A 12,882-nucleotide genomic window follows, 5' to 3' on the forward strand; every position below is an offset into this window, starting at 1 on the left:
GCCGGGCCGCGCGCGGGCGGTGATCGGACACGCACGCGCATGAACGGATGCGTGACGTCCAAGTCACCGTCCGCCGGAGCGGGCCGGCCGGCCGCGCCGGCGCCGGGTCAGGGTGAGCGCAGGCGGTGGGTGAGGCTGGTGTGGCGGCGTCCGGCGCCGCGGGTGCGCACCGCCTGGGCCAGGGCGCGGCGGGAGCCGACGATGACGACGAGTCTCTTGGCGCGGGTGATCGCGGTGTAGAGCAGGTTGCGCTGCAGCATCATCCAGGCGCTGGTGGCCAGCGGGATGACCACCGCGGGGTATTCGCTGCCCTGGGAGCGGTGGATGGAGACCGCGTAGGCGTGGGCGAGTTCGTCGAGTTCGTCGAAGGCGTACTCGACGTTCTCGTCCTCGTCGGTGAGCACGGTCAGCCTGTGGTCGTCGGGCCTGATGTCGACCACGGTGCCGACGGTGCCGTTGAACACCCCGGCGGCGCCCTTGTCGTAGTTGTTGCGCAGCTGGGTGACCTTGTCGCCGACCCGGAAGACGCGCCCGCCGTAGCGGCGTTCCGGCATTCCCTCCCTGGAGGGGGTCAGGGCCTCCTGCAGCACGGTGTTGAGGTTGCCCGCCCCGGCGGCGCCCCGGTGCATCGGCGCCAGGACCTGCACGTCGCGGCGCGGGTTGAGGCCGAACTTGCGGGGGATGCGGCTGGCCACCACGTCGACCGTCAGCGCCGCGATCTCCTCGGGTTCGTCGCAGGGGAACAGGAAGAAGTCCTTCATGCCCTCCAGGGCCGGGGGCAGGCCGGTGTTGACGCGGTGGGCGTTGGTGACCACGCCCGACTCCTGGGCCTGGCGGAAGATGTGCGTCAGCCGTACGCGGGGGATCCGCTCCTCGGCGGCCAGCAGGTCGCGCAGCACCTCGCCGGCGCCGACGGAGGGCAGCTGGTCGACGTCGCCGACGAACAGCAGGTGGGTGCCGGGGGCGACGGCCTTGACCAGTTTGTTGGCCAGCAGCAGGTCCAGCATGGAGGACTCGTCGACCACGACGAGGTCGGCGTCCAGGGGGTTGTCGCGGTCGAAGGTGGCCTCGCCGCCGGGGCGCAGCTGCAGCAGCCGGTGCACGGTGGTCGCCTCGTGGCCGGTCAGCTCCGACAGGCGTTTGGCGGCCCTGCCGGTGGGGGCGGCCAGGATGACCCTGGCCTTCTTGGCGCGGGCCAGGGTGACGATGGAGCGGACGGTGAAGCTCTTGCCGCAGCCGGGGCCGCCGGTCAGCACCGCGACCTTCTCGCTCAGCGCCAGCCGTACGGCCTGGGCCTGCTCTTCGGCCAGGTCGGCGCCGGTCTGTTTGCGCAGCCAGGTCAGGGCGGTGTCCCACTCGACGGTCTTGAAGGCCTCCAGCCGGTCGTGGCCGGAGTTCAGCAGGGCGCGCAGCGCGCCGGCCAGGGACAGTTCGGCGCGGTGGAAGGGGACGAGGTAGACGGCGGGGACGGTGGTGTCGCCGGCCGGGATCTCCTCGCGGACCACGCCCTCCTCGGCGACGAGTTCCTCCAGGCACTGGACGGTCAGCTCCGCGGGGACCTGGAGGATCTTGACGGCGTCGGCGACGAGGTTGGGGGCGGGCAGGTAGCAGTGGCCGTCGTCGGCGGCCTGGGACAGGGTGTAGCGCAGCCCGGCCTTGACGCGTTCGGGGCTGTCGTGCGGGATGCCGACGGCCTGGGCGATGGTGTCGGCGGTCTTGAAGCCGATCCCCCACACGTCGTCGGCCAGCCGGTACGGCTGGCTCCTGACGACGGTGATGGAGGCCTCGCCGTACTGCTTGAAGATCCGCACGGCGATGGAGGTGGTCACCCCGACGCCCTGCAGGAAGATCATCACCTCTTTGATGATCTTCTGTTCCTCCCAGGCGGCGGCGATCATCTTGGTTCGTTTGGGGCCGAGGCCGGGGACCTCGACCAGTCGTTCGGGGACGGTCTCGATGATGTCGAGGGTGTCGGTCCCGAAGTGGGCGACGATCCGCTCGGCCATCTTCGGCCCGATGCCCTTGATCAGGCCGGAGCCCAGGTAGCGCTGGATGCCCTGCACGGTGGCGGGCAGCACGGTGGCGTAGGACCACACCTCGAACTGCCTGCCGTAGCGGGGGTGGGTGCTCCAGCGGCCGGTCAGGCGCAGCGACTCCCCCGGCTGGGCGCCCAGCAGCGGCCCGACGACGGTCAGCAGGTCGTCTCCCGACCGTTCGGTGGCGACCCTGGCGATGGTGTAGCCGGTCTCCTCGTTGGCGTAGGTGATCCGTTCGAGGACTCCGGAGATGCTGGTGCCGGGGGGTGCGGAACCGTCCTCGCGTGCCACCGGTGACCTCCCTGCCGAATGTCGCCCCCAGCGTAGGAGTGACGCGGTCGATCGGCAATCTCGGTTCCGGGTGGCGTCTCACCGGGGGGTGAGGGTCCTGCCGATCCGGTCGAACAGGGGTTGCAGGCCGTCCTTGTCGGTGCTGAGGGTCAGGATGCAGGTCCTGCCCGAGGAGGAGGAGCGGGTGTAGTACTGGGTGCCTTTGATGTCGATGCCGCGGGAGGGCAGCCGGTAGACCACCCGTACGGCGGTGCCGTCCTCGATCGGGACCTCGCCCGCCTGGGAGATCGTGGCGCCGAGCTGTCCCAGCTGTCGTCTGACGTCGGCGACGATCTGGTCGGCGGGCACGTCCGGGCTCTCCTGGCAGAAGGCGTTGAGGTTGGTGGCGAACCGGTTGGGGGAGGTCGCGGCGGAGGCGCGGTCGGAGGCCCAGACCGCCTTGTTGGCCACCAGCGGGCGCAGGCTTCGTCTGGCCTGTTCCAGGGCCTCGCCGGACAGGCCGAGGGCGGTGAGGCTCTTGTCGAGGTCGTCCCTGGACAGGTCGAGGGCGGCCCAGTCCTGCGGGAGGGCGAGGGTGAGCCCGTTGGCGGGGCCGCCGACGCGTTTGAAGCCCTGCGGCACGGTGCCGGGCGGTACGGCGGGCCGCGCCGTCGTGGGCGCCGTCGTGGGTGTCGCCGTGGGTGTCGCCGTGGCCGGAGCGGTGGGGGGCGCCGGGGTCGCGGCGAGCGCCCCGCAGGCCGCGACCCAGACGGCCACCCAGGCGGACGGCCGCGTCACGGCTCCTCCTCCAGGAGGGTGTCGGTGACGCCGGGCGGGCTGATGAGCAGCGCCCCGTTCCAGTCCGCGCGGCGGGCGCCCGCCTGGTAGGCGCTGTCGAGGAAGTCGAGCACGGTGGCCACCGGGTCGTCGTGGGCGCGCGCGTCGTCGTAGCGCAGGACCGCCAGGTGGCTGCCCCGCTGCGGCAGCCAGGCCGCCTGCTCGGGCCGCAGCGGTTCCCCGGCCAGGCCCTCGGGTTCGGGGGCGGTGTAGGAGTAGAAGGCGGGCCAGGGCATCGCCTCGTCGCCGAACCAGAAGCCGCTGCTGATCACCTCGCGGGAGTAGGCCTCCCTGGTGACGGGGTCGGCCTGGGGCTGGGGGCCGGCCGGGCGGCCGGAGAAGCGGGTCACGGCGATGTCGAAGGTGTGCCAGAAGTGGTGGACCGGGCTGACCTTGCCGCAGAAGCCCGCCGCGAAGCGGTCCAGCACCAGGCCGACCTGGGTCAGGACGCGCCAGTAGCGGTTGACCAGCGCCGGGTCGTAGTCGGCGTGCTTGGCGTCCCGGGCGAAGGGGGTGGCGTCGGTGAGGCCGAACGGTTCGGCCTCGATGCGGGTGCCGACGCCCAGGTCCTCCAGCACCTCGAACAGGGTCCGGTAGAAGGAGGCGACCGAGTGGCCGACGAGACTGAACGTCACGCCGCGTCCGTCCAGGCGGTTGACGGCCAGGGTGTGGGCGACGAAGTCGAAGTCGATCGTGAAGACCGGAGCGCCGCCGAACCCTCCGGAGGGGCGGGTGGTGATGCCCCGCCCGGTCAGGTGGAAGGGCACGTTCCACCAGTGGTTGTGGCGGGTGCTCTCGGCGAGCCGTACCTTGCCGACGATCTGGGTGAACCGGTGCAGGGTCTCCTTGGTGCTCTCCCACTCCTGCAGTGGCATGGCGGGAAACCACTCCGTCGTGTCCATCGCTGCCCCCTCGGCGCGGGACCGGCCGGTCCCGCATCCCTCTCAGCCATCACACTAAAAGTAGTCATATCATGACTTATAGTGATCATAGGATGGGGAGGGGTCCCCGGCCGCCCCGCGGACGGCCTGGAGGCGGCCCGGGGACGGTCACCGCGGGCCCGTTCTCGCGGGTGCCGCCGCGGCGCCCGGGCACTAGCCTGAGCACACACGTCGTGTCGGGGAGGTATCAGTCTGATGTCGCCGCTTCTGGAGAGTACGGCTCGGGCGCTGCTGCGCAGGGTCGCGGTCGAGCAGGCCGAGTCGCGGCTGCCGTCCCTGGCGGCGGCCGTGGTGCGCGACGGGAGCCCGGCCTGGTTCGGCTCGCGCGGCCTGGTGGGCGAGCGGGCCCCCTCCCGCGACACCCAGTACCGGATCGGCTCGATCACCAAGAGCATGGTGGCCGTCGTGGTCATGCGGCTGCGCGACGAGGGCCGCGTCGACCTGCTCGACCCGATCGGCAAGCACGTGCCGGGCACGCCCGTCGGGGAGGTGACCGTCGCGCAGCTGCTCTCGCACACCGGCGGGCTGACCGCCGAGCCTCCGGGACAGTGGTGGGAGCGCACCCCGGGTGTGCCGGTCGAGGAGCTCGTCGCCCGTCTCGGCCCGGAGACCTCCCGTCACCGGCCCGGCCGCCGTTTCCACTACTCCAACCTCGGTTTCGCCCTGCTGGGCGAGCTCGTCGCCAGGCAGCGGGGGACGGACTGGGCGCGGGCCGTGCGCGCGGAGGTGCTGGAGCCGCTGGGGATGAACCGGACCACCACCCGGCCGAGCGCCCCGCACGCCCACGGCTACGCCGTCCACCCGTGGGCCGACGTCCTGCTGCCCGAGCCCGAGCACGACGCGCTCGCCATGGCCCCGGCGGGGCAGTTCTGGTCCACCGCCGCCGACCTGGCCCGGTGGGCGGCGTTCGTCGCCGGGGACACCGGCGGTGTGCTGGACCCGGCGACGGTCGCCGAGATGCGCGAGCCCGCGATCGTCGACGACGGCGACGCCTGGACCGGCGGGTTCGGGCTGGGCCTGCAGCTGGCCCGCGCGGGCGGGCGCCGCCTGGCCGGGCACACCGGCTCCATGCCGGGCTTCCTGGCCACCGTGTGGGCCGACCCGGGCGACCGCACCGGGGTGCTGTTCCTGACCAACTCCACCTCGGGGATGAGCCGTACGTTCCTGGGCGAGATGCTGGCCATCCTGGACGAGCACGAGCCGCGCATGCCCGCCGAGTGGCGGCCTTCGGCGGCCGAGGCGGGCCTGCTGGAGCTGACGGGGCCGTGGTACTGGGGGCCGAGCGCCTACGCGCTGCGGCTGCTGCCCGACCGGGGCCTGTCGCTGGCCCCGATCGGCGCCGCGGGGCGGGCCTCGCGCTTCGTCGCCCAGGACGACGGGACCTGGCTCGGCCTGGACGGCTACTACGCCGGGGAGCGGCTCAGCGTGGTGCGCGGCGCCGACGGGTCGGTCAGCCACCTCGACCTCAACACCTTCGTGTTCACCCGCACCCCCTACGACCCGGCGGCCGAGGTGCCCGGCGGGGTCGACGAGGGAGGCTGGCGGGGCTGACGGGCCCCGCCGTACGGCCGCCGGCGCTTTGACGGCAAATATTGTCGGTGAGAGGGTTGGGGCATGCTGGAAGTGGCGGTGATCGAGGACCCGGCGGCGGCCGAGGCGTCCCTTGACCCGGTGCGGGGGCGTCTGCTGGCGGAGCTGTCGCAGCCGGCGTCGGCCACGATGCTGGCCGCCCGGCTGGGCCTGCCCCGGCAGAAGGTCAACTACCATCTGCGGGCCCTGGAGCGGCACGGGCTGATCGAGCTGGTCGAGGAGCGCCGCAAGGGCAACATGACCGAGCGGGTGATGCGGGCGACGGCGGCCTCCTACGTCATCTCCCCGCTGGCGCTGGCAGCGGTGCAGCCCGACCCGGACCGCTCCCCCGACGCGTTGTCGGCCCGCTGGCTGCTGGCGGTCGCCGCCCGGCTGGTCCGTGAGGTCGGCGAGCTCATCGGCGGCGCGGCCCAGGCCCGTAAACGGCTGGCGACCCTGACCATCGACGGCCACGTCCGTTTCGCCTCGGCGGCCCAGCGCGCCGCCTTCGCCGAGGAGCTCGCCGCCGCCGTCGGCGCCCTCGTCGGCAAGTACCACGACGAGGACGCCCCCGGCGGGCGTGAGCACCGGCTCATCGTCGCCGTCCACCCCAGTCCCGACTCCCGGGCCCCGGGGGCGCCGGGCCGTAAGGAGCCGTGATGGGCCACGAGTTCGAGGTGCGCAGGCAGGTCGAGCTGGCGGCCGACCCCGAGGAGGTCTGGCAGGCCATCGCCACCGGGCCCGGGGTCGACTCCTGGTTCATGGGGCGCAGCCGGATCGAACCCCGGCAGGGCGGTTCGACGCGGCTGACCGTCGGCGGCGCCGTCGAGGAGGCGACCATCACCTCCTGGGAGCCGCCCGGCCGGTTCGCCTACCGCACCGGCCGGGGCGAGGACGGGACGTTCATGGCGTTCGAGTGGCTCGTCGAGGGCCGCGACAGGGGCTCCACCGTGCTCAGGCTGGTGCACGAGGGCTTCCTGGAGGGCGACTGGGAGAGCGAGTACGAGGCCATGCAGTCCGGCTGGGACATGTACCTGCACACCCTGGCCGCCTACCTGAGGCACTTCCCCGGCCTCAGGGGCACGCCGGTCTCGGCGCTCAAGGTGGGGGCCGCAGGCCCCGAGCGGGCGTGGGCCGCCCTGACCGGCGCGCTCGGGCTGCCCGCCACGGCTGCCGTGGGTGAGCCGGTGAGCGTCGCCCCCGAGGGGCTCGCGCCGATCGAGGGCGTGCTCGACTACGCCGACCCGTTCTCCTGCCTGGGGGTGCGCACCGGCGACGCGCTGTACCGGTTCCTCCACTCGGGGGAACGCAGGGGCGACGCGGTGTTCCTGGCCCACCACGTCTACTCCGGCGACGCGGGCGCCGAGGAGCTGGAGCGGGCCTGGCAGGCCTGGCTGGAACGGCTGTTCCCGCCCCGGCCCTGAGGCGCGGGAGGGCCGGAGGGGGTCAGACGGGGGTGGGGGTGACCCGCCTGAGGAAGACGACGCCGTCGATCGTGCCGAGGCGGGCCGGGTCCAGCGGGAAGTAGGCGAAGTCGCGGGAACGGCGCGGGAGGGAGCCGGTGACGGTTTCGGCCAGGCGGCGGGCGTCCAGGAGGCAGCGTTCCCACGGGAGCGCGGACAGGGCGCCCTCGACGGTGTCCGGCGGCGGGGCGTCGTCGCCGACCGTGCCGAAGGCCGAGGCCAGGAAGGCGTACCGGTCGCCCAGGCGCGCCGCGGTGATCGCCCCCGCGCCCCACCACCGCAGCGTCTGCCCGCCGAACGGCATCAGGCTTTCGCCGCGCTGCAGGTGGAGGTTGCTGGCGTAGACCAGGGCCGGGCCGTGCTCGGCGACGGCGCTCAGGTTGGCGGCCATCATCGCGTCCCGCAGCGCCGACAGGCGGCCCCAGCGGTGCGGGGAGTCGTCGGCCATTGCGTGGTGGTAGCGCAGCAGGCCGACGGCGGTGCGCCCGTACAGCTCCGCACGCCACCTGTCGCGGGGGTTCAGCCGCGGGGCCTGCGTCTCCAGCAGCGCCACCAGGTCGTCGGCGATCACGCGCAGCCGCAGGGCCTCGGCGGAGCGGCCGATCGACAGGGAGGGGTCCATGGCCGTGGCCTCGTCGGACCACCGCTCGTCCGGGCCCAGCAGTTCCTCAAGGGTCTCGCGGGTCACGACCGTACGGGCAGGCGGGCCCTCCAGCAGGTCGTACAGGGCGGTGAGGGCCTGGCGCGGGCTCGCCGCCCAGTACTCCAGGGGGCCGTCGAACCCGAAGAAGCGAAGCTTGTCGTCGTGTTCCTCGTTGTGGGAGCGCATCCAGCGCACGAGTTCGCGGTTGGCCTCCAGGGCGCCGAAGCCGTGGCTGAAGCCGCGCCGCATGACGTCGTCGAGGGTGCCCTCGCCCGTCGTGACGTGGTCGTCGACCAGCAGGCCCATGAGGCAGTCGCTCTCGACGGCGAAGGCGCGGTAGCCCTCGTGCTCGGCCAGGTGCCGGAAGATCTCGTTGCGGGCGCGGCCCAGTTCCTCCACCAGGTGCCTGGCCTCGCCCAGGCCGAGCAGCAGGGGGCGGGCGGGAAGCGAGCGAAGCAGGGCCGAGACACCCGCGCCGTCGAGCGGCCAGGCGGTTTCCTTGATGTCCATTCCCTCAACGGTATCGTTGAACATCCGGTGTAGACTTTCCGCGAAGAATCCGGTGTTCGTCTTGGCGAACCTTCAAACGGTGGTGTGTTCATGAGGCCGGTCGACCTGGCGCGTGAGCACGGCCTGTCCGCTCAGGCGGTCAGGAACTACGAGCAGGACGGCGTGCTGCCCGCCGCCGGGCGCACCGTTCACGGCTACCGCGTCTACACGCCGCTGCACGCGCGGGCGTTGCGCGCCTTCCTCGCCCTTGTGCCCGGGCACGGCCACCGGACGGCGACGTCGGTGATGCGGGCGGTCAACCGGGGCGCGCTCGAGGAGGCGCTGCGGCTGCTCGACGACAGTCACGCCCAGTCGCTTGAGGACCGCCGCACCCTCCAGGCGGTCGAGGTCGCGCTCGGTGACCTGGTGCCCGTGCCGCAGGAGCGCGGCGACACCTTCATCGGCCCTCTGGCCGGCAGGCTCGGCGTGCGCCCGGCCACGCTGCGCAAGTGGGAGAAGGCCGGGCTGGTACGGCCGCGCCGCGACCCGAAGACGGGTTACCGGGTGTACGGCGCGGCCGAGGTGCGCGATGTGCGGCTGGCCCACCAGCTCAGGAGGGGCGGCTACCCGCTGGAGCGGATCGCCCCGCTGATCGCCCAGGTCCGTGCCGCGGGGGGTGTCGTCCCGCTGGAGTCGGCCCTGGGTGAGTGGCGGGCGCGGTTGGCGGCCCGGGGCCGCGCCATGCTCGCGGGCGCCGCGGCCCTGGACGCCTACCTCCGCGACCTCGAACCCTGACGCGCCCGCGGAGGCCGCGTCCTCGGCGGGCTGTTCAGCTCCGCGTGGCGGCGCCCGGGTCGTCCTGGGTGAGGCGCACCGTGTCGAGGTAGTCGGCGATGGCGTCCCGGTTACGGGTCAGGGACTGGATGCGCTCGGTCATCCGGTCGCGCTCGTGCTCCAGTGTGGCGATCATCTCCGGGGTCGCGTCGGTGAAGTGGATGATCCTGGGCCTGTCCAGGCAGGGCAGGATCTGCTTGATGATCCGGGTCGGCAGCCCCGCGTCCAGCAGGCCCCTGATCTGCATGACCCGGTCCACCAGGCGCTCGTCGTAGGCGCGGTAGCCGTTGGCGCAGCGGTCGGGCAGGATCAGCCCCTGCTCCTCGTAGTAACGCAGCAGCCTGCGGGGCGTGCCGGTGCGCTCCGCCAGCTCTCCGATCCGCATGTGCCCTACCTCACACCCTGTCACGTTGACCTTCACATCAATGTGATGGTTTGAACATACGCAACGTGCGAAACCACACCACACGATCAGCCGAGCCCGTCGCGGGAACCGGCGATCAGAGACTACCCCTGCCCGCTCTGGCCGCGTTGGCCACGGCCGCCTTCGTCACCGTCCTGACCGAGGCCCTGCCCGCGGGTGTGCTGCCCGCGATGGGCGCCGACCTCGGGGTCGGCGAGTCCGCGATGGGACAGGCGGTGACGATCTACGCGATCGGTACGGCGGTCGCGGCGATCCCCCTCATCGCGGCCACGGCCGGATGGCGGCGCAAACGCCTGTTGCTGACCGGGGTCGCGGGCTTCGCCGTCGCCAACACGGTCACCGCCGCCTCGCCGTACTTCGCGCTGAGCCTGGCGGGCCGGTTCGTCGCCGGGGTGGCCGCGGGCCTGGTGTGGGCGCTGCTGGCGGGCTACGCCGGCCACCTCGCGCCCGCCCACCTGCGGGGCAAGGCCATCGCGGTCGTCATGACCGGCATCCCGCTCGCCCTGTCCCTGGGCGTGCCCGCGGGAACCTTCCTGGGCGGCTCCCTCGGCTGGCGGGCCACCTTCTCCGCGATCACCGTGATCGCCGCCGTCCTGCTGGCGTGGATCGCCGTCGCGGTCCCCGACCGGCCGGGACGGCGGCACCGGGACCGGCACCCGATCCTGGCGACCCTCAGGATCGCCGGCGTGGCGCCGATCCTGTTCGTGACGCTGGTCATGGTGCTGGCCCACACCGTCCTCTACACCTACATCGCCACCTTCCTGCGGCGGTCCGGCATGGGCGGCTCGGTCGATCTCGTGCTGCTGGTCTTCGGCGCCGCCTCCATGGTGAGCATCTGGATCGTCGGCGCCCACATCGACCGCAGGCCCCGGCTCCTCATCGTCGCGGCGAGCGTCCTGTTCTCCGTGGCGGCGGCCGTCCTGGCCGTGCGGGGCGCCGATCCCGCGCTGGTCTACCCGGCGGTGACGCTGTGGGGGCTCGGCTTCGGCGGCGCCCCGACCCTGCTGCAGACCGCCGTGGCCGTGGCGGCGGGCCAGGCGGCCGACACCGCGCAGGCCCTGCTCGTCACCCTGTGGAACGCGGCCATGGCGGCGGGCGGGGTCGCCGGGGCGGTCCTGCTCGGACTGCTCGGCCCCGGCTCCTTCCCGTGGAGCGTCCTGGCCCTGCTGGTTCCGGTGCTGGCCGTCGTGATCGGCGCCCGCACCGGCGGCTTCCCCGCCGCGCGGCAGGGCGCGCCCCGCTGAGGGCGCCCGGCTCACCTGCCCGCGAGATGACGCAGGTAGGCCTCCCGGTCGAGCGGGTCGCCGCCGGAGCGCTCACGCGCGGGCGGGCGCCCGCTCACCGGCCGGTCCCCGCCGGGGGCCGACCACCACACCCCCTCACCGTGCGAGAGCCCGGGCAGCTCACGCTGGAACACGTGGACGGACCCGGCCGGGATCTCCCCCTTCACCGACCAGGCCGCGTCCCGGGCCGCCGACCCGTGCAGCCGTGCCCCGAGCGCGGCCAGCCGGGCGGTGACCGGGCCGAGCGCCTCGGCGGGGATCTCCAGCTCGAAGGAGTGACACGGCTCGTAGACCCGGGTCCCGGCCAGGCGCAGCGCGCCCATGAGGACCAGCGGGGTCAGGCCGCGGAAGTCCGCCGCCGTGCTGACCGGCCCGCCGAAGCCGCTGTGGGTCAGGGTGACGGCGCAGTCGGTGACCGGCCAGCCGTACAGGCCCTGCCCCAGGGTCTCGTGCACGCTCTCCTCGATCGCCCGGTCGAAGGCGGCGGGAAGCGCGCCCAGCTCGACCTCGCGCCGAAACGTCACCCCGGAACCCGGCGCGCCCGGCTCGACCCGCAGCCCGACCGTCGCCCAGAAGTCGGGCACCCCGCGCCGGTGGTTCATCTCCTCGAAGAGCGCCCCGGTCCCCGCGGGCCGCTCGGTGTACACCGGCGTCGAGGGCTCGAAGACGGCCCCCACCCCGAACTCCCGCTCCAGCCTCGCCGCGATGACCTCCTTCTGCACCTCCCCGTACAGCAGTAGCGAGGTCGCCCCGTCCGGGGTGACGCGCGCCTGGATCAGCGGGTCCTCATCCGCCAGGCGCACCAGCGCGGCGCGCAGCCGGGCCGCCTGGTGCCGTTGCGGCGGCCGCACGAGCGTCTCCAGGCTCGGCGGCGGGAAGCAGGCGCCGTCGGAGCCGGGCGGCGGCGGGCCGATCCGGTCGCCGACACGGACACCCGACAGTCCGCGCACCCTGGCGATGTCGCCCGCCCTGACCGGCCCGCCGCCGGGGGAGGCCGCGCCGGGCGCGACGACCCGCAGGGCGGTGATCTGCTCGGTGCGCTCGGCCGTACCGCCGCCCGGCTCGCGGCGCCGGTAGGTGACGCGCTCGCGGGCGCGCAGCTCACCCGAGCGCAGCCGCAGGTAGGCGACCCGCTCCCCCGAGGGCCCCGGCTCGATCGCGAAGACCGTCCCCTGCGCCCGGCCGCCCGCCGCGGGCGGCACCGGCAGGTAGCGGCGGATCCCCTCGACGAGGTCGCCGACGCCCTGGCCGCCCAGCGCCGACCCGAAGAACACCGGGTACAGCACCGCCGCCGCGCTCTGCCCGGCCACCGCCGCCTCAAGCCGCGCCGCCCCGGGGGTGCGGCCCGCGACGAGGTCGCCGAGCAGCCTCTCGTCGTGCTCGGCGAGGATCTCCGCCGCCCGCGCGTCGTGCGGCGGCAGAGGCCTCACCCGCACGCCCGCCGTACCGGCGCCCTCGACCGACGCCATGGGCAGCAGGTACGGCCACAGCGTGCGGCGCATCCGCTCGAGCAGCTCCTCCGGGCGGGCGCCGGGGCGGTCGACCTTGTTGACGAAGATCAGGGTGGGCAGCCGCAGCCCGCGCAGGACGCGCATCAGGACCCGGGTGTGCGCCTGCACCCCCTCGACGGCCGACAGCAGCAGCACCGCGCCGTCGAGCACGCCGAGCGCACGCTCGACCTCGGCGACGAAGTCCGCGTGCCCCGGCGTGTCGATCAGGTTGACCTGCAGGTCACCGACCCGGAAGGGGGCGACCGCGGAACGGATGGTGATGCCGCGGCTGCGCTCGATGTCGCCGCTGTCGGTCTGGGTGCTTCCCTCGTCGACGCTGCCCAGGCGCCCGATGGCCCCGGTGTCGAAGAGGAGACGTTCGGTCAGGCTGGTCTTACCGGCGTCCACATGGGCGAGAAGACCGATGTTCACGGTGGGCATGCTTGGAGAAGTCCTCGAAAACTCTCGTCCGGAAAAGGGGCTGAGATGTTCCGAAGACTCGCCGCATTGCTTTCTCCCCGATCGGTGTGCCGGACCGCCTCATGATGCCACCCGGGCGTCCGGGACGCGCAACCGGATTTCCGGCCTCCGGAGGGCGGGGGT

At 73.5% G+C, this 12,882-nt stretch carries 11 protein-coding genes; 5 read left to right on the forward strand and 6 right to left on the reverse strand.

Annotated elements, in window-relative coordinates:
- Nucleotides 1-107: 107 nt before the first annotated feature.
- The 3 genes from ACFYY8_RS34660 to ACFYY8_RS34670 all read right to left on the reverse strand — a co-directional run bounded on the left by ACFYY8_RS34660 (nt 108) and on the right by ACFYY8_RS34670 (nt 4,045).
- On the reverse strand, nt 108-2,327 hold the full coding sequence (locus ACFYY8_RS34660) for an ATP-dependent RecD-like DNA helicase (protein ID WP_390048401.1): 2,220 nt from the start codon (nt 2,325-2,327) through the stop codon (nt 108-110).
- 78 nt (nt 2,328-2,405) lie between these two features.
- Nucleotides 2,406-3,104, reverse strand: coding sequence for a hypothetical protein (locus ACFYY8_RS34665; protein ID WP_390048403.1), 699 nt, complete (start codon nt 3,102-3,104; stop codon nt 2,406-2,408).
- Nucleotides 3,101-4,045 (reverse strand): DUF5996 family protein, encoded by a 945-nt coding sequence (locus ACFYY8_RS34670; RefSeq protein ID WP_390048405.1) that lies wholly within the window; start codon nt 4,043-4,045, stop codon nt 3,101-3,103. Before ACFYY8_RS34670 ends, ACFYY8_RS34665 begins: the two co-directional genes overlap by 4 nt.
- A 234-nt stretch (nt 4,046-4,279) precedes the next feature.
- Between ACFYY8_RS34670 and ACFYY8_RS34675 the strand changes: the two genes are divergently transcribed.
- From ACFYY8_RS34675 to ACFYY8_RS34685, 3 genes are all read left to right on the forward strand, one after another.
- Nucleotides 4,280-5,635, forward strand: a complete 1,356-nt coding sequence (locus ACFYY8_RS34675) for a serine hydrolase domain-containing protein (RefSeq protein ID WP_390048407.1) — start codon at nt 4,280-4,282, stop codon at nt 5,633-5,635.
- Between the two features lie 63 nt (nt 5,636-5,698).
- Complete coding sequence (locus tag ACFYY8_RS34680; RefSeq protein WP_352012490.1) at nt 5,699-6,313, forward strand: helix-turn-helix domain-containing protein; 615 nt, start codon at nt 5,699-5,701, stop codon at nt 6,311-6,313.
- Entirely contained in the window at nt 6,313-7,077 is a 765-nt protein-coding gene (locus ACFYY8_RS34685; RefSeq protein ID WP_390048409.1) for an SRPBCC domain-containing protein, read from the forward strand. The genes ACFYY8_RS34680 and ACFYY8_RS34685 overlap by 1 nt, the downstream gene beginning before the upstream one ends.
- 22 nt (nt 7,078-7,099) lie before the next feature.
- On the opposite strand, the gene ACFYY8_RS34690 is transcribed toward ACFYY8_RS34685, so the two are convergent.
- Nucleotides 7,100-8,269, reverse strand: a complete 1,170-nt coding sequence (locus tag ACFYY8_RS34690) for an erythromycin esterase family protein (protein ID WP_390048411.1) — start codon at nt 8,267-8,269, stop codon at nt 7,100-7,102.
- Nucleotides 8,270-8,359: 90 nt separating this feature from the next.
- On the opposite strand from ACFYY8_RS34690, the gene ACFYY8_RS34695 reads away from it, so the two are divergent.
- Complete coding sequence (locus tag ACFYY8_RS34695; RefSeq protein WP_390048413.1) at nt 8,360-9,043, forward strand: MerR family transcriptional regulator; 684 nt, start codon at nt 8,360-8,362, stop codon at nt 9,041-9,043.
- 34 nt (nt 9,044-9,077) lie between these two features.
- On the opposite strand, the gene ACFYY8_RS34700 is transcribed toward ACFYY8_RS34695, so the two are convergent.
- On the reverse strand, nt 9,078-9,467 hold the full coding sequence (locus tag ACFYY8_RS34700) for a MerR family transcriptional regulator (RefSeq protein ID WP_390048415.1): 390 nt from the start codon (nt 9,465-9,467) through the stop codon (nt 9,078-9,080).
- 65 nt (nt 9,468-9,532) lie between these two features.
- Between ACFYY8_RS34700 and ACFYY8_RS34705 the strand changes: the two genes are divergently transcribed.
- On the forward strand, nt 9,533-10,750 hold the full coding sequence (locus tag ACFYY8_RS34705) for an MFS transporter (RefSeq protein ID WP_390048417.1): 1,218 nt from the start codon (nt 9,533-9,535) through the stop codon (nt 10,748-10,750).
- Between the two features lie 11 nt (nt 10,751-10,761).
- On the opposite strand, the gene ACFYY8_RS34710 is transcribed toward ACFYY8_RS34705, so the two are convergent.
- Nucleotides 10,762-12,720, reverse strand: a complete 1,959-nt coding sequence (locus tag ACFYY8_RS34710) for a GTP-binding protein (RefSeq protein WP_390048419.1) — start codon at nt 12,718-12,720, stop codon at nt 10,762-10,764.
- Between the last annotated feature and the right edge of the window lie 162 nt (nt 12,721-12,882).

The organism is Streptosporangium sp. NPDC001559 (assembly GCF_042893955.1).
Lineage (GTDB): Bacteria > Actinomycetota > Actinomycetes > Streptosporangiales > Streptosporangiaceae > Streptosporangium.

What these genes read in the sequence shown, in the direction of transcription:
- ACFYY8_RS34700 (WP_390048415.1), bottom strand. Translation starts at nt 9,467, where the DNA reads ATGCGGATCGGAGAGCTGGCGGAGCGCACCGGCACGCCCCGCAGGCTG.
- ACFYY8_RS34685 (WP_390048409.1), top strand. Translation starts at nt 6,313, where the DNA reads ATGGGCCACGAGTTCGAGGTGCGCAGGCAGGTCGAGCTGGCGGCCGAC.
- ACFYY8_RS34690 (WP_390048411.1), bottom strand. Translation starts at nt 8,269, where the DNA reads ATGGACATCAAGGAAACCGCCTGGCCGCTCGACGGCGCGGGTGTCTCG.
- ACFYY8_RS34695 (WP_390048413.1), top strand. Translation starts at nt 8,360, where the DNA reads ATGAGGCCGGTCGACCTGGCGCGTGAGCACGGCCTGTCCGCTCAGGCG.
- ACFYY8_RS34670 (WP_390048405.1), bottom strand. Translation starts at nt 4,045, where the DNA reads ATGGACACGACGGAGTGGTTTCCCGCCATGCCACTGCAGGAGTGGGAG.
- ACFYY8_RS34680 (WP_352012490.1), top strand. Translation starts at nt 5,699, where the DNA reads ATGCTGGAAGTGGCGGTGATCGAGGACCCGGCGGCGGCCGAGGCGTCC.
- ACFYY8_RS34710 (WP_390048419.1), bottom strand. Translation starts at nt 12,720, where the DNA reads ATGCCCACCGTGAACATCGGTCTTCTCGCCCATGTGGACGCCGGTAAG.
- ACFYY8_RS34675 (WP_390048407.1), top strand. Translation starts at nt 4,280, where the DNA reads ATGTCGCCGCTTCTGGAGAGTACGGCTCGGGCGCTGCTGCGCAGGGTC.